The sequence below is a fragment of the Cellulomonas sp. S1-8 genome (assembly GCF_026184235.1).
Classification (GTDB): Bacteria; Actinomycetota; Actinomycetes; order Actinomycetales; family Cellulomonadaceae; genus Cellulomonas.
Genome location: NZ_CP110806.1, coordinates 2,936,793 through 2,955,926 on the forward strand (window position 1 = coordinate 2,936,793; position 19,134 = coordinate 2,955,926).

Genomic DNA, 19,134 nt, shown 5'->3' on the forward strand with positions numbered 1-19,134 from the left:
CCGAGACGAAGGACGACCCATGACCACGACCACCCCCCAGCACAGCGCGCTGTTCGTCTGCGTGCACAACGCCGGACGCTCGCAGATGGCCGCCGGCTACCTGCGCCACCTGTCGGGCGGCGCCGTCGAGGTCCGGTCCGCCGGCTCGATGCCGGCCGACCAGATCAACCCCGCGGCCGTGGAGGCGATGCTCGAGGAGGGCATCGACATCCGCGCCGAGCGGCCCAAGGTGCTCACGACCGAGGCCGTCCAGGCGTCCGACGTGGTCATCACCATGGGCTGCGGCGACGCGTGCCCGTTCTACCCGGGCAAGCGCTACGAGGACTGGAAGCTCGAGGACCCCGCAGGTCAGGGCGTCGAGGCGGTGCGCCCGATCCGCGACGAGATCCGCTCCCGGGTGCTCGGCCTGCTGGCGTCGCTGGGCGTCGAGCCCGTGGGCACCACGGCTGGCTGACGCCGCGGCCCGGCGGGTTCTCCCGCCGGGCCCGGGCCGCCGGCGCCGTCACGGACCGGCGAGGCTCTTCTGCAGCAGGGTCGTGCCCAGCCACCGGTCGAACTTGCGGCCGACACGCTCCAGGCGCCCGGCGTCCGCGAACCCGGCGCGCCGGTGCAGCGCGAGCGAGGCGGCGGTGTCGCCGTCGGCGACGACAGCGATCGCCTCGCGCGCCCCGGCCGCCGCGGCGGCCTCGAGCACCGACCCCAGCAGCAGGCCGCCGATGCCCCGGCCGGTCGCCCCCGGCGCGAGGTAGATCGCGTCCTCGACCGTGTGCGCGTAGGCCGGCCGCGTCCGCCACGGCGCGACGTAGGCGTAGCCCACGACGTCGTCGTCGAGGACGGCGACGTGGAACGGCCAGCCGCCGCCGGTCACGGCCGCGATCTTCTCCGGCCACATCCCCGCACCGGGCGGGTCGAGCTCGAAGGTCGCGGTGGACGTCGCCACGTAGTGGTCGTAGATGCGCGCGAGCGCGTCGACGTCGCCCCGCCCCACGGGGCGCAGCCCCACGCTCATGCGGGGCCGGACCCCAGCTGCACGAGCTGCGGCTCGGACGACCCGCCGCAGCAGCCCGCGTCCGCGTCGCCGCCGGGGTCGAGGTCCGTCGAGCAGACCCCGGTCTCGGGCAGCACGAGCTCGACGGCGTCCGCGGCGGCGCGGTCGCCCGCGAGCGCTGCGGCGATCGAGCGGACCTGCTCGTACCCCGTCGCGAGCAGGAACGTCGGGGCGCGGCCGTAGGACTTGGTGCCGACGAGGTAGAAGCCGTCGTCGGGGTGGGACAGGACCGACTCGCCGTGCGCCGGCACGGTGCCGCACGAGTGCAGGTTCGGGTCGATGAGGTCGGCGAGGCGACGCGGTGACTCCACGACGGGGTCGAGGTCGAGCCGCACCTCGCGCAGCATCTCGAGGTCCGGGCGGAAGCCCGTGGCGTCGACGATCGCGTGCACGTGCAGGTCGAGCGCGTCGTCGCGCGTGCGCCCCAGGACCTGCACGGTGTCCCCCGCCGGGACCAGCTGCTCGATCGACACGCGCGTCAGGAGGGTCAGGAGCCCCGCGGCGACGGCGTCTGCGAGCCGGGTGCCGAGCAGCCCGCGGGCGGGCAGCTCGTCGGCGTCGCCGCCGCCGAACAGCCGGCGGGCCGAGCCTCCGCGGATGGCCCAGTCGATCGTCGTCCCGGGGTGCGTCCTGGCGAGCTCGACGAGGCTGAGCAGGGTGTTCGCCGCGGAGTGGCCCATGCCGACGACCAGCGTGCGCCTGCCGGCGAACCGCTCGCGCTGCTCCCCCAGGACGTCCGGCAGGGGGCCCGTCAGGTACGCCGCGGACTCGTGCTCGCCGACGGCGGGCAGCCCGCTCGCGCCGACCGGGTTGGACGTGCCGTACGTCCCGGACGCGTCGATGACGGCGCGCGCGAGCACGTCCTCGACCCGTCCGTCGGCGGTGCGGGTGCGCACCCGGTACGCGCGGCGCTCGCGACCCAGGGACCGGGTCCGGTCCGCGCCGTCGCGCGCGACGGCCAGGACGCGGGTGCGGGTCCGCAGCCGGGCGGCGATCGGCGTGGTCGCCGCGAGCGGGGCGAGGTAGTCGCGGACCAGCTCGGCGCCGGTCGGCAGCGCGTCCTCGTCGGGTGCAACCCATCCGGTCGGCTCGAGCAGCCGCCGCGCGGCCGCGTCGACGTCGTACCGCCACGGGGAGAACAGCCGCACGTGCCCCCACGTCGCGATCGCGGCGCCGGGGCCGTCGCCCGCCTCGAGGACGACCGTCTCCAGGCCGCGCTCCAGCAGGTGCGCCGCAGCGGCGAGCCCCACGGGACCGGCCCCGATCACCACGACGGGCAGGTCCTCGCGCTTGACGTCGACCACGGTCGCTCCTCGCATCGAAGTTCGTCTATCTCTCAGGGCACACCATAGCCGAGCCTCGTCGAACTACGGTCGGCGATCGGGAACCAGCGTCGTCCCCCGGAGCCTGTCCCCGACCGACTCACGTGCTCTCGTCGAGGTGACCGCTGTCGGCGAGACGCTGCGCCACGTCGCGCAGCTTCTCGTTGCGGTGCTGGCTGACGCGGACCAGCATGGCGAACGCCTGCGCGGGGGTGACCCGGTGCCGCTCCATGAGGATCCCCTGGGCCTGACCGATGACCTGCCGGGTCTCCACCGACCGTGACAGGGCCGCCTGCTCGTGGGCGGCGGAGTAGGCGACGGCCGCGTGGGCGGCGAACATCAGACCCACGTGCTCGGACTCGTCGTCGAACGCCCCGGCCGTTCGCGAGAACAGGTTCAGGGCGCCGAGGTTGTCGCCCTCCACGTAGAGCTGCAGCGCCATCATGCCGAGGGCACCGGCCTCGACGGCCCCGGCGGTGAACCGCGGCCAGCGGTCGTCGGTGGCCATGTCCGGCACCCGGACCGTGAGGTGCTCGTAGGCCGTCGTCAGACAAGGACCTTCACCCAGGCTCTCCTGCAGGTCGTCCACGATCTTCGGCAGCTCGCCCGACGCGGCCTCCGAGGTGACGTGACGGCGACCCAGGACGACGCTGATGGAGGCCTCGTCGCACCCGGGGACGAGCGCGACCGCGGCGCGCACGATCTCGACGAGCGTCTCGTGGGGGTCCTGCTGCTGCTGGACGGTCCGGGCGAACTCGCTCAGCTGCGTCGCGAGCTCGTCCTGCCCGTCGGAGGTCCCGGTAGCAGAGGAGGACGGCTCCCCCCGCCCGACGTCTTCTGACACAGTGCGCTCTCCTTCGTTCGGGGCGGTGGGGGTGAACCGAATACGGGTGACTCGTCCGATTCACCCTTAAGGCTTACAGTGGGTTTGCGCCGGTGTCGACCTTGACGATCCAGGGTGGCGGGCACCGCCAGCGGTGGAGCCGTGATGGATCCGGGCACCACGACCCGACGCAGCACCGCCGCTACGGGGCAGTCGACCTGGGGCGAGCCGCCGCCTGGCGTCCGCCAGCACCCGATGGAGCAGGACCGGCTGGACTCGCTGCGGTCCTACGGCGTGCTCGACAGCCCTTCCGACGACGCCTACGACGCGGTCGTCGCCCTGGCGGCACACGTGTGCGGCACCCCGATGGCCGCCGTGACGCTGATCGACGCCGACCGGCAGTGGTTCAAGTCCAGCCTCGGCCTGGCGGTCACCGAGACACCCCGTGACCAGTCCTTCTGCTCCCACGTCGTCGCCGACGACGCGGTCCTGCTCGTGCCGGACGCACGCGCGGACGCCCGCTTCAGCAGCAACCCGAACGTCACGAGCCACCCGCGTATCCGCAGCTACCTCGGGGTCCCCCTGGTCGGGCGGGACGGCCTCCCGCTCGGGGCCCTGGCGGTGCTGGACCGACGGGTCCGACGCTTCGGCGCGCGCCAGGTCGCCATCCTGCGGGCCCTCGGCACCCAGGTGGTCGCCCTGCTGGAGCAGGACCGGCGCGACCGGACCGGCGGCTCGCTCCAGCCCCACGTCCTGCAGGAGTCCCGCGACCCGGGCCGGCTCCGCCGGGCCCTGGAGGACGGCGAGCTCGTGCCGTCGTACCAGCCCGTCGTCGACATGCTCTCCGGCCGCCCTCACCACGTGGAGGCGCTCCTGCGCTGGCAGCACCCCGCGCTGGGCACGTTGCTGCCGCTGTCGTTCATGCCCGCTCTGGAGAGCACATCACTCGTCATCCCGGTCGGCCGGTCGGTGCTGGACGCCGCGTGCGCGCAGCTGGCAGCACTCGACCGGGTCGGTCTCACGCTGCCCGGGGGCGTCGCCGTCAACGTCTCCGGCGGTCACCTCGCACGGCCCGGGCTGGCCCGGGACGTCCTCGTCGCCCTGGAACGCCATGACGTCGTCGGCTCCCGGCTCTGCCTCGAGCTCACCGAGAGCACCGACCTGCCCGACCACGACGTGGCGTGCCGCGAGCTCGACGCGGTGGCCGCGCTCGGCGTCCACGTCGTCGTCGACGACTTCGGGGTGGGGTGGAGCAACCTGTCGCGGGTGCTCGAGCTCCCGGTCGACGGACTGAAGATCGACCGGGGCATCGCGGCAGCGGTGCTCGTCGACCCCCGTGCCGCCGCCGTGGTCACCGCGACCGTCGGCCTGGCGCACGCGCTCAGCCTGACCGTCACGGCGGAGGGCGTCGAGCACGCCGACGTCCGCGACCACCTCCGCGACGCCGGCTGCGACCTGGCCCAGGGCTGGCTGTACGGGCCCGCCGTGCCCCCGCTCGACCTCCCCGACCTGCTGCGCCGGCTCGGCGGCCCCCCCACGGCGCCCCGCGCGCGCAGCACGCCGGACGTCGACCTGGGTGCCCGCTCGTGACCGCGGGCTCCGCGGAGGCGCCGTTCCAGCACGAGCTCGTGCTGCACGACGGGACGGCGGCCCTGGTCGACCTCCTGCTGCCCTTCATCCGGGACGGCGTCGAGGGCGCCGACCGGATCGTCCTCGTCGGCGAGCCGGCCTTCGTCGACGAGATGCTGGCGGCGGTACCCGACGTGCCCGGCATCCTCGCGGTGCCCGAGTCCGGGCGGGGCCGGTTCCCCGCGCGCGCGATGCGCCGGCTCCGGCGCCTCCTGTCGTCGCTCGACGCCACGGGGGTGCGGGTCCGGGTCGTGAACCAGGTGCCGCACATGACACCGGACGAGTGGCACGAGTGGCGTCGGTACGAGGCCGCCGCCAACCGCGTGCTGGGACCCGACCGGGTGTGGGGCACCTGCGCGTACGACACGGGTCAGCTCGACGACGGCATGCAGGAGGACCTCGTCGCGAGCCACCCCCACGTCCTGACCGCGACCGGCCGTCACCCGAGCGAGGCGTTCACCCACCTCGACGACCACATCGGCCGGTACCTCGACCTGCCCCCGCACCCCATCGAGGCGACCGCGCCCCAGCTGTCGCTGCCGGACCCCTCGGCTGCCGCGGCGCGTCGGGCCATCCACGAGCTCGGGGTCTCGATCAGCCTGCCGACGTCCGCCCTGGACGCCTCGGTCCTGGCGGTGAGCGAGACCGTCACGAACAGCCTGCTGCACGGGCGGCCCCCCGTGCGCCTCAAGGCCTGGACGCGTGACGGCCGGCTCACCGTCGCGGTGAGCGACGGGGGCACCGGGCCTCACCCGCTCGTCGGCCTGCTCCCCGCTCCCCTGGGCGACGCGTCCGGGCGGGGGATGTGGATCCTGCACCAGATGCTCGACGACGTCCGTCACCGCATCGACCACGACGGCTACACGGTCCGGTTCAGCGTCTCGCACGACGTCGTCGCCACCTCACTCTGACCGGACACGCCCGGCACGCGCTGCTCCCGGTCCGATGGCATGGTGTGACGGATGAACACCCTGCAGCGCCTGGGCATGCGCTTCTGGTTCATCCCCGCGCTGATGTGCACGGCCGCGTTCGTGCTGGCGCACGGGCTCATCGCCCTGGACCGGTCGCACGCGGGCGCCGTCGCGCCCGGCTGGACGTCGCTGGTGCTGTACCGCGTCGGCGCGAGCGGCAGCCGGGACATCCTCGGGGCCATCGCGTCGTCCAGCCTGGCCGTCGCGGGCACCACCTTCTCGATCACGATGGCCGTCCTCGCCCTGACGTCGTCGAGCTACGGACCGCGGCTCGTCCGCAACTTCATGACCGACCGCGGCAACCAGGTCGTCCTGGGCGTCTACGTCTCGACGTTCCTCTACAGCCTGCTCGTGCTGCGCTCCATCCGCGTCCTCGGTGACCCCGGCGACCTCGGCGGCGACGTGTTCGTCCCCCACCTCGCGGTCAACGCCGCGGTCGTCCTCGCCGTCGGGAACGTCGCGGTCCTCATCTACTTCATCCACCACATCAGCGACTCGATCCAGATCTCCACCCTCGCCCGCCGTGTGCGCACGGACCTGCTCGACTCGATCGACCGGCTCTACCCGGCCGAGGTCGGCCACGACCCGTCCCACGAGCAGGCCGGTCCGACCGGCGACGTCCGCGCGGGGACGCTGGACGGACCCGGCGCACCGGTGACGGCCGGGCGCTCCGGGTACCTGCAGTCGGTGCGGGACGGCGCGCTGATGAAGGCCGCGATCCACGCCGACGTCGTGCTCGACCTCCGGCTCCGGCCCGGCCAGTTCGTGCTCGAGGACACCGTCACCGTCACCGTCCACCCGGCGGGCAGGGCCGACGACCGCCTGACCGCGACCATCCGCTCCGCGCTGCAGGTCGCCGACACCCGCAGCCCGCACCAGGACCCGGAGTTCTCGGTGCAGCAGCTGACCGAGATGGCCGTCCGCGCGCTGTCCCCCGGCACCAACGACCCGTACACGGCCGTCAACGCGCTCGACGACCTGTCCGTCGCCCTGTCCCGGCTGGCGGGACGCACGATGCCGTCGGCCGCCCGCGTGGACGACGGCGGGACCGTCCGCGTGGTCGCGCCGCCGGTCGACGTCGACGAGCTCGTCGCCTCGGTGCTCGACAGCATCCGCTGGTACGCCACCGGGCACCCGTCGGTGATGACGGCGACCCTGACGCTCGTCCGGCGGGTCGGTGCGCACACGCACTCCGCGTCGCTGCGTCGGGTGCTCGCCCTGCACGTCGACCTGCTGCAGCAGGCGGTCACGTCGGGGACCCAGCAACCTGCGGACAAGAAGCGGTTCGCCGCGCTGGCCGACACGGTCCGCGACGAGCTGGCCGCGGTGGTGCCGCCGCCCGGGTGAATGCGGGGGAAGCGCCCGCGCCGGGACGCCGTGCTCCCTACCGTGTCCCCTGCCGACACCCGGAGGTGACCATGCGCGCACCGGCAGCCCGCCGTGCCGTCGCCGCTCTCGCGCTGACCCTGGCCGTGGCCGGGTGCGGGATGCCCGAGAGCAGCGAGGAGCTGACCTTCGAGGAGCACTGCGCGGACGCGCACGAGGTCGTCGAGCTGACCGCGACCCTCGAGGGCGACGACGTCGTCCTGGCGTGGGCCGAGTGGCGCGGCGTCATGTTCACCGAGGAGTACTGGGTGGCCGAACGGGAGATCGGCGCGCAGGACTGGCGGTTCATCGACGAGTTCGCGCTGGAGCCCGAGGACGAGCGCCGTCACGTCCTGGCCGGGGCAGCGTCGCAGGGCCCTCGCCAGTACACCCTCGACCAGGACACCGGCTGCGTGACCGAGGCGGCACAGGTGTGCACGGCCGACACCGAGTGCCTCGTGGTGAGCGTCCCTCCGGCCACCGAGCCCTGACGCACCGCGCCGCGCGGCACGGCGGGTGCGCAGGAGGTCCGGGCCCGCGGGCCCGGACGCCGCTGGTGCCACGGCGCCCGCTGCGGCACGGTGGCACCTCATCCAGCCGATCGACCGGGAGCGCCCATGCCGACCACCGTCACCGACCCCACCGTCGCGGCCTTCGTCGCCGCCACGAACGCCGCGGACGCCCCGGCGCTCGAGGCCCTCTTCGCCGAGGACGCCGTCGTGACGGACAACGGCGTGGAGTTCACCGACCCCCGCGCGATCGCGGCGTGGATCGCCCACGACGTGGTGGGCTCGCGCATCACCTTCGATCCCGTCACGTGCACGGACGGCGCCACCCCCGTCCTGGTCACGGACGCCGACGGCGACTTCCCGGGTGGTGTCCGTGGTCCCATCCGCTTCGAGCTGCGCTTCGCCCCGCGCGGCGGCCGCATCGCCCGGCTGGACATCCGGCCGCTGCGCTGACGCGACGCCGTCACCGGAGCCGCGTGGGCGCGTACCGTACCGGTGGATCGTCGCGACGGAGCCGCGACCCGGTGCGCGCGACGTCGCCGCAGGGAGGACGTGCCGGATGACGCACACCCTCGCGCCGCCCGGCCGGCGAGCCGCCGGGTGACCGGTCCCCTGCCCTTCCTCCTGCGTCGCACCGTCACGCAGGCGGCCCTGCTGGCTGCCGTGCTCGCCGTCGTCGTGGCGGGCACCGTCCTGCTCGGGACCTGCGCCCTGCTCCTGACGACCGGCCAGGAGCAGGCCCTCGACGTGGCGCTGCAGCGCGCCGACCCCCGGGACGTGGCGGTCGAGGTGACCCTGCGGCTGAACGGCGCCGAGCCCCGCGGCGTGGTCACCGACGCGACGGGCGTGCTCACCGACGCCCTCGAGCCGGTCGACCCGGCCCTGTCCACGTGGCTGACCTCGGCGGTCCGACCGCTCGTCGTCGAGGCAGCGACAGGCACGCACGGCTACGTGGTCTCGGCCGACGACCTCACCGAGCACGCCGACCTGGTCACGGGCCGCTGGCCCGGCTCCACGTCGGCGGGTCCGCTCGAGGTCGCCGTGCCCGTCACCGTCGCGCGCCGCCTCGACCTCGCCCCGGGCAGCGCGCTCGTGCTGGACGAGCTCCGCGACGGGCGGACCCGCGAGCCCGTCCCGGGGTCGGCCGCGGTGCCGCTGGTCGTCGTCGGCACGTTCTCGCCGACCGGTGACGACGCCGGGTCCTGGGACCGCGACCTCCTGCGCGGGGCGGGGTCCGACCCGACGTGGGAGCTGACGACGAGAGCGCAGACCCCGGTCACGGCCTACGGTCCGTTCGTCGCCGCACCGCAGGCCCTGCCGGGCTCCGCCGTCGAGGTGGACCGCGTCTCCCTGGTCGCGCGGCCGGACCTGGCGGGCAGGAGCGCCGCCGACCGCGCCGCCGTCGGGCGGGCCGTCGAGGACCTCGCGGGGGACGTCCGGCGCGTCGTCGGCGACCCTGCCTCCCAGGTCCGGGTGCGGACGGAGCTGGGGCGGACCCTGGCCGCCGCCGAGACCCAGGGCCGGGTCACGGGGTCGGCCGTCCTGGTGGTGGCGCTGCTCGGTGCGGCGCTCGCTGCTGCAGCGCTCGCTCTCGCGGGCCGCCTCGTGACCGTGCGGCGTGAGACCGAGATGCGTCTGCTCACCGCGCGCGGGGCCTCCCGGTCCCAGCTCGTCGGGCAGGCGGCAGCGGAGAGCCTCGTGCTCGCGCTCGTCGCGACCGTCATCGCCGTCCCGCTCGCGAGCGCGCTGTTCCGGGCGCTCAGCCGCCTGCCGTCGATGGCCGACGCCGGGCTGACCAGCAGCGCCGGCGTCACCCCTGCGCTCGTCGTCACGGTGCTCGTCGGCGCCCTCGCGCTCGCCGGCGTCCTGGTCGCACCGTCCGTGCGCGCACCGGACAGCGGGCCGCAGACGCGCCGGAGCGTGCGCGGGCGGGTCGCGCGCAGCAGCGTCGACCTCCTGCTCGTCGCGCTGGCGGTCGTCGGCTATCTCCAGCTGCGCGGCCGGCCCTTCGCCGCGGGCGGTGGCGCCGACCCCGTCCTCGTCGCCGCACCCGTGCTCTGCCTGGTGGCGGGGGCGGCGGTCGCGCTGCGGGTGGTGCCGTGGGTGGCGCGACGGGCGGACGGCTGGGCAGGACGGTCCCGTCGACTCGTCCTCCCGCTGGCGTCCTGGGAGGTCGCGCGCCGCGGCCACTCGACGGGCGCCGCGCTCCTGCTGGTCCTCGCGGCGGCCGCCGCCACCTTCGCGACGTCGCTCGGCGCGACGTGGTCGACCTCGGCGCAGGACCAGGCCGACACCCAGGTCGGCACCGACATCACGGTGGGGCTCACCGCCGCGCCGCCGCTCGCCCAGGCGCGCGCCCTGACCGCGCTCACCGGGGCCGAGGTGGTCCCGGTGACCGACCGGGAGGTCACGCTGGGACCCGTCGCGGCCACGGGGTCCGCGACGGACCCGACGCGGCTCGTCGCGCTGGACACCACGCGCGAGGCGCAGCTGCTCCGCGGGCGGCTGCCCGCCGGCGCCACCTGGTCCGGCCTCACGTCGGGGCTGGCCCCGGCCGGTCCGGTCAGCGGCATCGCGCTCGCCGACGGCGCCCAGGGCATCGACCTCACGGTCTCGGGCGTCGTCGAGGACGCCCGCGGTCGCCCGATGCCCCACCTGACGGTCGTGCCGACGGTGGTCGTGGAGACGGCCGGCGGGGCGCGTCAGTCGCTCGAGGGCTGGTCGGTCCCGCTCGACGGGACGCCGCACGACCTGACGCTGCCGCTGCCGACCGTCGCGGACGCCGACGCGGCGGGCCAGGTGCAGGTCGTCGCCGTGGACCTCCGGGTCGGCATCGGGCAGGAGGCCGACGTCCTCGGGCTGCCCACCGAGTCCCGGCCCCTGGAGGTCACCGCGACCGTGGCCGCGAGCGGCTCGGACGACCCCGTCGCTGCGCCCGACGACGGGTGGTCGGCGACGATCGCCGCCGACAGCGTCGACCGCCTGCGGACGCCCCGTGACGTCACCCTCCGCCAGGCCGGCTCCGGCGTGTCGATCACGGGCGGGGCCGGGATCCTCGTCGCCGCCCTGCTCAGCGGCGACGCCGACCTCGTGCTGGCCGGCTTCCCGCCACCCGGGGACCTGCCCGTGCTCGTCAGCAGCGCGCTGGCCGCCGGCATCGCCGCCGCCCCGGGCGACGCGCTGAGCCTGCGAGTCGGCACGACGACCCTCGTCGCCCGCGTCGCCGGCATCGCCCCGGACCAGGCGGCGATCCCCCGCGGGGCGAGCATCCTCGCCGATCACGACGCCCTGTCCCGTGCGGTGCTCGCCCACGGCTCGTCGCCCGACGTGGTCGACGCCTGGTGGCTCGTCGGCGTCGGCGACCCGCCGACGACCGCGGCGCAGATCACCGCTGCGGGCCTCGGCGAGCCCGTCACGCGTGCGGGGCTCGCCGAGCACCTGCGGGACGACCCCTTGCGGATCGGGGTCCAGGTGGCCCTGTGGCTGCTGGTCGCCGCGGCCGTCGTGCTCGCGGTCGCCGGGACCCTCGTGCAGACGACCGCCACGCTCGAGGCCCGTGCCGTCGACGTCGCGCGGCTGCAGGGCATGGGGGTCCCGCGGCGATCCGTCGTCGCGGCGCTCCTGGTCGAGCACACGGTCGTGGGTCTGGTGGTGGCGGCCGCGGGCGGCGTCGTCGGCGCGGTCGCCGCCCTGACCGTCGGGCCCCTGCTCGTCGTCGCGCCGTCGGGCCGGGCACCCGTGCCCGCCCCCGTCGCGGTCTGGTCGTGGCCGACGCAGTCGCTGCTGCTCGCCGTCCTGCTCGTGGCGTGCGCCGGCGTCGTCGCGCCCGTGGCCACGCGCCTCGTGCGCCGCTCCACCGTGACCCACCTGCGGATGGAGGGCGGCGGGTGAGCCGGGTCCGCACGCACCGGCGCCAGGAGCCGAGCCGCCCCCGGTGGCCGGGCGTCAGCAGCGCCGGCGTGGTCGGTCGGGCACGGGCCGACCGCTGGCCACTCGTGCTGACGACCCTCGTCGTCGCCCTCGCCGTCCTCCTCGCCTGCGTCACCCCTCGCCTGGTCGCGGCCACCGGCGACGACGCCCTGCGGTACGCCGTCCGCGAGGCCGGGCCGGGCGCCGACCTCACCCTGAGCAGGCCGCTCGACGAGAACCCGTACGAGTCCCGCACCCTCCTCGTCGACCTGGCCGCCGGCACGCGGGACATGACCGAGGTCGCCCACACGGCGCTGGCGCCGGTCCTCGCCGACGCGCTGACCCCGCCGGTCACGACCGTCGCGACGCTCCCGCTGCTGGTCGTGGGGCCCGAGAACGACCTCGACCGTCCCGTGCTGCGGACGGGGTTCGTCGACCGCGACGGCCCGCCGGCGGTCACCTGGGTCCACGGCCGCCCCGCCCGCGAGACGCTCACCGCCCGGGACGTGGCGACCCGGGTCGACGGCGCACCCGTCCCGGTCGAGATCGGCTTGTCCGAGGCCGTCGCGGAGGCCCTCGGCGTCGAGGTCGGCGACACCCTGACGACCCGCAACGAGAACGGGTCCGTCGCCGTCGACGCCGCGGTGAGCGGCGTCTTCCGGGCCGACGACCCCACGGACCCCGTCTGGTCGACCGTCCCCGGCCTGCTCGAACCCCGCGCCGTCGGCACGTTCCTCACCCGCCAGACGCAGCTCGCCGGGCTGCTGTCGGACGCGTCGCTGCCCGTCGCCGTGCTCGCCATGCCGCCGGGCACGACCACCCGGGTGGTCACGTTCGAGCCGCAGGTCGACGCCCTGGGACAGGACGACGTCGCCGCGGTCACCGCCGAGATCGCGGGCCTGCGGGCCGCGGCCGACGAGCCGACCCCCGGGGGCGCGTCGCGGACGTCCGTCAGCACCGCCCTGGACACCGTGCTGCTCGACGCCCGCGACCGGTTCCGGGCCGCGGTCGCCCAGACCTCCGTCCTGCTGGCGGGCGTGCTGAGCGTCGCGCTGCTCACCGTGCTCGTCGCGGCCACGCTCCTGGTGCGGCGTCGCGCCGCGGTCCTGGCGACCCACCGGGCCCGCGGCGCGAGCCTGCCGGGGATCGCGCTGGAGCTCGGTTCCGAGTCCGTCGTGGTCACGGCCGTCGGGTGCGCCCTGGGGGTCGTGCTGGCCGGTGCCGTGGTCCCCGGCGCGGTCCCGTGGCCGTGGCTGGTCCCGGTCGTCGCCGTCGCCGTGCTCGGGCCGCCGACGCTCGCGGTGCGGCTCGCCGCCCTGAGCACGGGCGGGCGGCGGGGCGCTGCGGACCGCACCGAGCGGTCCATGGCGGACAAGGACCGGCGGGCGGCGCGGGTCGCCGCGGAGGCCGCTGCGGTCCTCCTCGCGGCCGGCGCCTTCGCGGCGCTCGGGACCCGGGGCGTCACCGGCCCCGGGACCGGGGGCACCGACCCCCTGCTGGCGCTCGCACCGACCCTGGGCGCACTGGCGGGCGCCGCGCTGCTGCTGCGCGTCCTGCCGCCGCTCCTGCGCTGGGGGGTGACGGCCGCGGCTCGCTCGCGGCGGGCCGTCCCCGTCCTCGCGGCCGCCCGCGCCCACGCCACCGCCGGCGCCGCGCTGCCGTTCCTGACGCTCACCGTCGCGACGAGCCTGGTGGTGCTCGGTGCGACGTTCGTCGCCACCGTCCAGCAGGGCGAGGTCGATGCGTCGTGGCTCGCCGTGGGCGCCGACGCCACGGTCACCTCCGAGCCGGACTCCGCGCTCACGGACGTCGCCGCCACGCTGCGCACGCGCGACGGGGTGGAGACGGTGCTCACCGGCCGCGTCGAGGACCACGCCCAGGTGTTCGGGCCGTGGGGCGGGCAGATCGTGCGGCTCGTGGTGCTGCCGTCCGCCGAGTTCGCGGACCTCCTGGCGAGCACACCCCTGCCGGACGCCCCAGAGCTCGCTCAGCTCGACGCGGCGGGCGCGGCGGGACGGCCCGCCGCACTGCTGAGCGCGGGACTGCGCACCGAGGGCGACACCGACGTCGTCCTGGCCTGGGACGGCACGCGCGTGGACCTCACGACGGTCGGCACGGCGTCGCCGGTCCTGGCCGCGGGCGAGGACACCGTGGTGGTGGACGGCGCGTCGCTGGGGCCGGCGCTCGGTGCGCCGGTCGAACCCGACCGGCTGTGGGCCGTGGGGCCGGGGGCGGAGGCAGCCGTCGCGACGACGCCGGCGCTCGAGGGCGCGACCGTCGCGACCCGGAGCGCGTGGCTCGCCACGCACCGGGCCGAGCCGATCACCGTCGGCGTCCAGCGGCTGGCGGCGGCCGCGGCGGTCGTGCTCCTGCTGCTGGCCGTCCTCGTGGTCGTCCTCGCCGCCGCGATCAGCGCCCCGCACCGGGGAGTCACCCTGGCGACGCTGCGCACGCTGGGCCTCGGGGGCCGCGGGGCCCGCGCGGTCACCGCCGGTGAGCTCCTCCCGGGTGTCCTGCTGGCCTCGGTCGGCGGCGCGGGCCTCGGGGTCCTGCTGGCCGTCCTGGCCACCGGGCCGCTCGCGCTGCGCCTGGTGACGGGCCAGCCGACGGACCCGAGCCCCGTCCTGCCGGCATGGGCGGCGGCACCGCCGGTCGTGGTGTGCCTCGTCGTCGTCGTGCTGGTGCTCGCGGAGTCCTCCCTGCGGCGCCGGGAGCGCCTGGGCGAGGTGCTGCGCGTGGGCGGCGGAGGGTAGCGGGTGACGCGGACGACGGTCGGACACACAGACAAGGCCCCGATCCACGTCTCCGCAGATCAGGGCCTTATCACTTGTAGCGGGGGCAGGATTTGAACCTGCGACCTCTGGGTTATGAGCCCAGCGAGCTACCGAGCTGCTCCACCCCGCGTCGGTATCTCCACTCTACGACACTCCGGGCCGAGCGTCCAAATCGGTTCGCCGGTCGTCGGCGGTGACGGCGGTCACGGCGCCGGCACCCGTGGCCGGCGCAGCGACCGCCGGGCGACGCGCACCCCGCTGCGCCACGACGACCCCCAGCACGACGACCAGACCCCCGACCGGCTCGTACCAGTGCAGCTGCTCCCCCAGCACGAGGATGCCGAGCAGCACACCGACGAGCGGTGTCAGGTACGTGACGGTGGACGCGCGCTGCGGGCCCCAGGAGTCGATGATGCGGGCCATCCACACGTAGGCCAGGCCGGTGCCCAGGGCGCCGAGGCCGAGCATCGAGAGCACGACGGGCCAGGTCAGGTGCACGGGTCCCGTTGCGACGATCGGCGAGGCGAGCGTGAGCAGCAGGGCACCGGCACACACCTGGCCGGCGGCGACGGTCTCCGGCGGCAGACGCAGCGGCACGACGAAGCGGCGCTGGTAGGTCGTGCCCAGCCCGTAGCAGGCCGTGGCACCGAGGCACGCGAGCACCGCAGGCAGGGGCGCCGCGGTGGCGACGTCCGCGAGGTACGCCCACGGACCCACCACGACCACGACGCCGACCCCGCCGACGGCCAGGCCGAGGCGCTGCACCGCCGTGAGCCGCTCGACGGGCAGCAGCACGGCCACGGCCGCCGCCGTCATCAGCGGTGTCGTCGCGTTGAAGATGCTCGACAGCCCCGACGCGAGGTGCTGCCCCGCCCAGGCGAACAGCAGGTACGGGACCATGCACAGCAGCACGCCGAGCACCGTCAGGTGCCCCCACGTCCGCCGGTCCCGCGGCCAGGCCCGGCGAGCCACGGCCATGACCACGACGAGTGTCAGCGCACCCAGCAGCAGGCGCGCCAGCGCGACCTGTGCCGACGAGAGCCCGTCGAGCCCGACCTTCATGAACAGGAAGCTCGAGCCCCACACGATCGCCGCGGCCAGGTACTGGGCCACGACGCGGTTGTCAGCGGTCATGCCTCACAGGGTCGCGCACGACACCGACATGCAACAAACAGATCAGATTCATGGCCCCATCGGCAGCGCTCATGCCGCGCACCACCCTTCTCACGCCCTGACGGACTCGCCCCGCTCCACCAGCCGCGGCACCGCGTCGAGCAGCTCCCGCGTGTACGCCTCGCGCGGCGCCGCGAACACGTCGTCGACGCCGCCCTGCTCCACGACCCGCCCACGCTGCAGCACCGTGACCGTGTCGGCCACCTGCCGCACCAGCCCCAGGTCGTGCGTGATGAACAGGTAGCTCAGCCCCTGCTCCTCCTGCAGGGACAGCAGCAGGTCGACGATCTGGGCCTGCACGCTCACGTCGAGCGCGGACGTCGGCTCGTCGAGCACCAGCACGTCCGGCTCGAGCAGCAGCGTGCGGGCGAGCGCCACCCGCTGCCGCTGCCCCCCGGACAGCTCACGCACGCCCCGGACCAGCACGTCCGTCGGCAGGGCGACCTGATCGAGGATCTGCGCGATGCGCGCGCGGCGTGCGGAGGGCTCCACCACCCGGTGCACCCGCAGCGGTTCCTCGAGCACGCGCCGCACGCTGTCCCGGGGGTCCAGGGCGGACAGCGGGTTCTGGTGGACCAGCTGGAGCCGGCGGGCGTACGGGTTGGCGTACGGCGGGTCGGCGGGCAGCTCGCGCCCGCCCACGGTCACGTCACCGGCGTCGAACGACGTCAACCCGGCGACGACGCGCCCGAGGGTCGTCTTGCCGGACCCCGACTCCCCCACCAGCGCATGCACCGACCGGCGGTGCAGCGTCAGGGACACGTCGTCGAGCGCCTGCACGGCCGCTCCGCCGCCGCTGCGCGCGGCGAACGCCTTCGACACGCCGGCGACCTCGACGACGGCGTCCCCCGTCGACGCCCCTCGGGCCTCCACCCGGTCGCGGTACCGGTCCGGGGCCGACGACGGCGCGTCGCCCAGCAACGTCACGGTGTACGGGTCGCGCGGTGCGACCAGCACCTGCCGGACCGGCCCGTGCTCCCGCACGACGCCGTCACGCAGCACCACCACCTCGTCGGACCGCTCCTGCGCGAGCGCCAGGTCGTGCGTGATGAACAGCACGCCGAGGCCGAGCTCGGCGCGCAGTCCGTCGATGAGGTCCAGGATCCGCTTCTGCACGGTCACGTCCAGCGCCGACGTGGGTTCGTCGGCCACCAGCAGCGCGGGCTCCGCAGCGATCGCGATGGCGATGAGCACCCGCTGCAGCTGCCCTCCGGACAGCTCGTGCGGGTACGCCCGTGCCTTGTGCACCGGGTCGGGGATGCCGACGTGGTCGAGCAGCTCGACGACCCGCTCGGCCACGCGGTCGCGCGGGAACCCCGTGGGCACGAGAGCGGCCGCCACCTGGGTCCCGATGCGCTGCAGCGGGTCGAGCGAGCTGAGCGGGTCCTGCGGGACGAAGCCGAGCGCGTGCCCGCGCAGCGGGCGCCACTGCCGCCGCGTGTAGGACGACACCTCGTGCCCGGCGACGTGCACGACACCGCCGGTGACGGCGCCGTTGGCGGGCAGCAGCCCGGCGACGGCCCGCGCGACGGTGCTCTTGCCAGACCCCGACTGCCCGACCAGGGCGACCGTCCGTCCCGCCTCGATGGTGAACGACACGTCGTGCACGACGTCCGCGGCGCGTGCTCCGCGCCTGCGGCGGTACCCGACGCGCAGCCCGCCGACGACGAGCGGCGCCCCCGGCGACACGCGGGGTGGTGCGGTGCGGTGCGCGACGGCGCGATCGGCGATGGCGGTCATGCCTCGTTCCCTTCCTTGATGGTGCGGCTGAGCCGGCTGATCGCCAGGACGGACGCCGCGATGACCGCGCCCGGCACGATGGTCAGCCAGGGCGACGACACGACGTACTCCCGTCCCTCGGCGACCAGCAGGCCCCACTCCGGGAGCGGTGGCGGCGCGCCGTAGCCGAGGAAGCTGAGCGAGGAGATCCAGATGATCGACAGGCCGAACTGCAGGGCGGTGAGCGAGAGCACCGCGGTCCAGGCGTTGGGCAGGATGTGCCGCAGCAGGACGTGCGTGCGGCTGCCGCCCAGGTGGTGGCTCGCCTCGACGAACGGCAGGTCCTTGACCGTCAGCACCTCCGAGCGCATGAGGCGCGTGAACGCCGCGATCGACGCGATGCCGACGGCCACGGCCGCGTTGAGCGCCCCGAACCCGAGCGCGACGACGACGACCATCGACAGCAGCAGCCCCGGGATCGAGAGCAGGACGTCGACGACCCGGGAGATCACCGCGTCGACCACACCCCCGACGTAACCGGCGACGAGCCCCAGCAGGGTCCCCACGCCGAGGCCGATGACGACGGCCACGGCCGACCCGAGCAGGGTCCGGACGGTGCCGTGCACGATCCGGGAGAACAGGTCGCGGCCGAGGTAGTCGGTGCCGAACCAGTGCGCCGCGGACGGCGCCTGCAGGACGCGCGTGCCGTCCCCGTGCAGGGGGTCGTGCGACGTCAGCAGACCGGGCGCCACGACCGCGACCACGAGGAACAGCACCACGAGCAGCGCGACGTGGTCGAGGAACCCGAGGCGCGCGACGAGCGCCCGGAACGACCCGGCCTCGGCGGGTGCAGCGCGCCGCTGGGCGGACCACCGCGTGGCGCGGTCCAGGGTCGAGGTCAGGGTGCTCATGCGACGGCCACCTTCGGGCTCGGGCGACGACCGGGACGCGCGCGGCGCACGATGCGCGGGTCGAGGCGCGGGTACAGCAGGTCGGTCACGAGGTTGACCAGGACGTACAGCGTCGAGACCAGGAGCACGACCGCGAGGATCACCGGGGTGTCCTGGTCCCGCACGCTCTCGAAGGTCACGAAGCCCAGGCCGGTGCGCGAGAACACCGTCTCGACGACGACGGCACCGGCGAACAGCTCGCCGACGACCAGCGCGAGCATCGTCACCGACGGCACAGCGCCGTTGCGCAGCACGTGCCCGAGCGCGATGCGGCGCTCCCCGACACCCTTGGCGCGCAGCACGTCGACGAACGGCTCGCGCCGCGCCCTCGTCAGGCCCTGGACGAGCACCTGGCTCAGCGGGCCGTTGACGGCGATGGCGAGCGTCGCGGCGGGCAGGACGTACGACAGCAGGCCCTGGTCGCGGATCGACGACACCCAGCCGAGCTGGAACGAGAAGACCGTGAGCAGCACGAAGCCGACCAGGAAGCTCGGCGCCGAGATCGACAGCACGGGCACCGCGGCCGCCAGGCTGCGCAGCGCGCCCCACGGCGCGAAGACCGCGGTGAGCGCGACGGCGAGCGACAGGACGACCGTGAGGACGAACGCGAGCGCCGCGAGCACGAGGGTGTCGGACAGCCCTTGCGCGAGCACGTCGACCACGGGCCTGCCGCTGACCAGCGAGAACCCCAGGTCGCCGCGCACGAGCCTGCCCAGGGCGACGGCGAACTGCTGGAGCGGCGCGAGGTCGAGCTGGTAGTACCGCACTAGGTCCTCGGCCGCCGACGGCGGCAGCGGGTTCAGCGGGCTGGTCAGCTTGTTCTCGACCGGGTCGCCCGGCAGGACGAACAGCGTGAAGAACACGATCGTGTAGACCAGGACGACGACGAGCAGCGCCTGGCCGACGCGCCGCACGACGTAGGTGCGCTCGGGCATGGGGACT

Annotated in this window: 15 protein-coding genes and 1 tRNA gene; 8 read left to right on the forward strand and 8 right to left on the reverse strand. The window is 75.3% G+C overall.

Annotated features, from left to right (window positions below):
- Positions 1-19 precede the first annotated feature (19 nt).
- Complete coding sequence (locus tag OKX07_RS13145; RefSeq protein WP_265628513.1) at positions 20-454, forward strand: arsenate reductase ArsC; 435 nt, start codon at positions 20-22, stop codon at positions 452-454.
- 48 nt (positions 455-502) lie between these two features.
- Here the strand turns inward: OKX07_RS13145 and OKX07_RS13150 are convergent, their stop codons facing one another.
- From OKX07_RS13150 to OKX07_RS13160, 3 genes are all read right to left on the reverse strand, one after another.
- On the reverse strand, positions 503-1,009 hold the full coding sequence (locus tag OKX07_RS13150; RefSeq protein WP_265628514.1) for a GNAT family N-acetyltransferase: 507 nt from the start codon (positions 1,007-1,009) through the stop codon (positions 503-505).
- Complete coding sequence (locus tag OKX07_RS13155) at positions 1,006-2,367, reverse strand: FAD-dependent oxidoreductase (RefSeq protein ID WP_416220786.1); 1,362 nt, start codon at positions 2,365-2,367, stop codon at positions 1,006-1,008. Before OKX07_RS13155 ends, OKX07_RS13150 begins: the two co-directional genes overlap by 4 nt.
- A 103-nt stretch (positions 2,368-2,470) precedes the next feature.
- Positions 2,471-3,214, reverse strand: a complete 744-nt coding sequence (locus OKX07_RS13160; RefSeq protein WP_265628516.1) for a GAF and ANTAR domain-containing protein — start codon at positions 3,212-3,214, stop codon at positions 2,471-2,473.
- 144 nt (positions 3,215-3,358) lie between these two features.
- On the opposite strand from OKX07_RS13160, the gene OKX07_RS13165 reads away from it, so the two are divergent.
- The 7 genes from OKX07_RS13165 to OKX07_RS13195 all read left to right on the forward strand — a co-directional run bounded on the left by OKX07_RS13165 (position 3,359) and on the right by OKX07_RS13195 (position 14,329).
- The gene (locus OKX07_RS13165) at positions 3,359-4,783 is read left to right on the forward strand and encodes an EAL domain-containing protein (RefSeq protein WP_265628517.1); all 1,425 of its coding nucleotides are present in this window, start codon (positions 3,359-3,361) and stop codon (positions 4,781-4,783) included.
- Positions 4,780-5,733, forward strand: coding sequence for a sensor histidine kinase (locus OKX07_RS13170; RefSeq protein WP_265628518.1), 954 nt, complete (start codon positions 4,780-4,782; stop codon positions 5,731-5,733). The genes OKX07_RS13165 and OKX07_RS13170 overlap by 4 nt, the downstream gene beginning before the upstream one ends.
- A gap of 51 nt (positions 5,734-5,784) precedes the next feature.
- The gene (locus tag OKX07_RS13175; RefSeq protein WP_265628519.1) at positions 5,785-7,140 is read left to right on the forward strand and encodes a DUF2254 domain-containing protein; all 1,356 of its coding nucleotides are present in this window, start codon (positions 5,785-5,787) and stop codon (positions 7,138-7,140) included.
- Between the two features lie 71 nt (positions 7,141-7,211).
- A complete protein-coding gene (locus OKX07_RS13180; protein ID WP_265628520.1) occupies positions 7,212-7,649 on the forward strand; it encodes a hypothetical protein in 438 nt (145 codons plus the stop codon).
- Positions 7,650-7,775: 126 nt separating this feature from the next.
- A complete protein-coding gene (locus OKX07_RS13185) occupies positions 7,776-8,120 on the forward strand; it encodes a nuclear transport factor 2 family protein (RefSeq protein WP_265628521.1) in 345 nt (114 codons plus the stop codon).
- A gap of 147 nt (positions 8,121-8,267) precedes the next feature.
- The gene (locus tag OKX07_RS13190) at positions 8,268-11,558 is read left to right on the forward strand and encodes an FtsX-like permease family protein (RefSeq protein WP_265628522.1); all 3,291 of its coding nucleotides are present in this window, start codon (positions 8,268-8,270) and stop codon (positions 11,556-11,558) included.
- The gene (locus OKX07_RS13195; RefSeq protein ID WP_265628523.1) at positions 11,555-14,329 is read left to right on the forward strand and encodes an FtsX-like permease family protein; all 2,775 of its coding nucleotides are present in this window, start codon (positions 11,555-11,557) and stop codon (positions 14,327-14,329) included. Before OKX07_RS13190 ends, OKX07_RS13195 begins: the two co-directional genes overlap by 4 nt.
- Before the next feature lie 77 nt (positions 14,330-14,406).
- Here the strand turns inward: OKX07_RS13195 and OKX07_RS13200 are convergent.
- The 5 genes from OKX07_RS13200 to OKX07_RS13220 all read right to left on the reverse strand — a co-directional run bounded on the left by OKX07_RS13200 (position 14,407) and on the right by OKX07_RS13220 (position 19,127).
- A tRNA-Met gene (locus OKX07_RS13200) sits at positions 14,407-14,480 on the reverse strand.
- Positions 14,481-14,494: 14 nt separating this feature from the next.
- Complete coding sequence (locus OKX07_RS13205) at positions 14,495-15,484, reverse strand: DMT family transporter (protein ID WP_265628524.1); 990 nt, start codon at positions 15,482-15,484, stop codon at positions 14,495-14,497.
- A 90-nt stretch (positions 15,485-15,574) separates the two neighbouring features.
- The gene (locus OKX07_RS13210; RefSeq protein ID WP_265628525.1) at positions 15,575-17,263 is read right to left on the reverse strand and encodes a dipeptide ABC transporter ATP-binding protein; all 1,689 of its coding nucleotides are present in this window, start codon (positions 17,261-17,263) and stop codon (positions 15,575-15,577) included.
- Complete coding sequence (locus tag OKX07_RS13215) at positions 17,260-18,153, reverse strand: ABC transporter permease (protein ID WP_265628526.1); 894 nt, start codon at positions 18,151-18,153, stop codon at positions 17,260-17,262. The genes OKX07_RS13210 and OKX07_RS13215 overlap by 4 nt, the downstream gene beginning before the upstream one ends.
- The gene (locus OKX07_RS13220) at positions 18,150-19,127 is read right to left on the reverse strand and encodes an ABC transporter permease (protein ID WP_265628527.1); all 978 of its coding nucleotides are present in this window, start codon (positions 19,125-19,127) and stop codon (positions 18,150-18,152) included. The genes OKX07_RS13215 and OKX07_RS13220 overlap by 4 nt, the downstream gene beginning before the upstream one ends.
- Between the last annotated feature and the right edge of the window lie 7 nt (positions 19,128-19,134).

Coding starts and splice junctions, on each gene's coding strand:
- OKX07_RS13175 (WP_265628519.1), top strand. CDS start 5,785: ATGAACACCCTGCAGCGCCTGGGCATGCGCTTCTGGTTCATCCCCGCG.
- OKX07_RS13220 (WP_265628527.1), bottom strand. CDS start 19,127: ATGCCCGAGCGCACCTACGTCGTGCGGCGCGTCGGCCAGGCGCTGCTC.
- OKX07_RS13185 (WP_265628521.1), top strand. CDS start 7,776: ATGCCGACCACCGTCACCGACCCCACCGTCGCGGCCTTCGTCGCCGCC.
- OKX07_RS13155 (WP_416220786.1), bottom strand. CDS start 2,367: ATGCGAGGAGCGACCGTGGTCGACGTCAAGCGCGAGGACCTGCCCGTC.
- OKX07_RS13210 (WP_265628525.1), bottom strand. CDS start 17,263: ATGACCGCCATCGCCGATCGCGCCGTCGCGCACCGCACCGCACCACCC.
- OKX07_RS13215 (WP_265628526.1), bottom strand. CDS start 18,153: ATGAGCACCCTGACCTCGACCCTGGACCGCGCCACGCGGTGGTCCGCC.
- OKX07_RS13205 (WP_265628524.1), bottom strand. CDS start 15,484: ATGACCGCTGACAACCGCGTCGTGGCCCAGTACCTGGCCGCGGCGATC.
- OKX07_RS13145 (WP_265628513.1), top strand. CDS start 20: ATGACCACGACCACCCCCCAGCACAGCGCGCTGTTCGTCTGCGTGCAC.
- OKX07_RS13180 (WP_265628520.1), top strand. CDS start 7,212: ATGCGCGCACCGGCAGCCCGCCGTGCCGTCGCCGCTCTCGCGCTGACC.
- OKX07_RS13165 (WP_265628517.1), top strand. CDS start 3,359: ATGGATCCGGGCACCACGACCCGACGCAGCACCGCCGCTACGGGGCAG.
- OKX07_RS13150 (WP_265628514.1), bottom strand. CDS start 1,009: ATGAGCGTGGGGCTGCGCCCCGTGGGGCGGGGCGACGTCGACGCGCTC.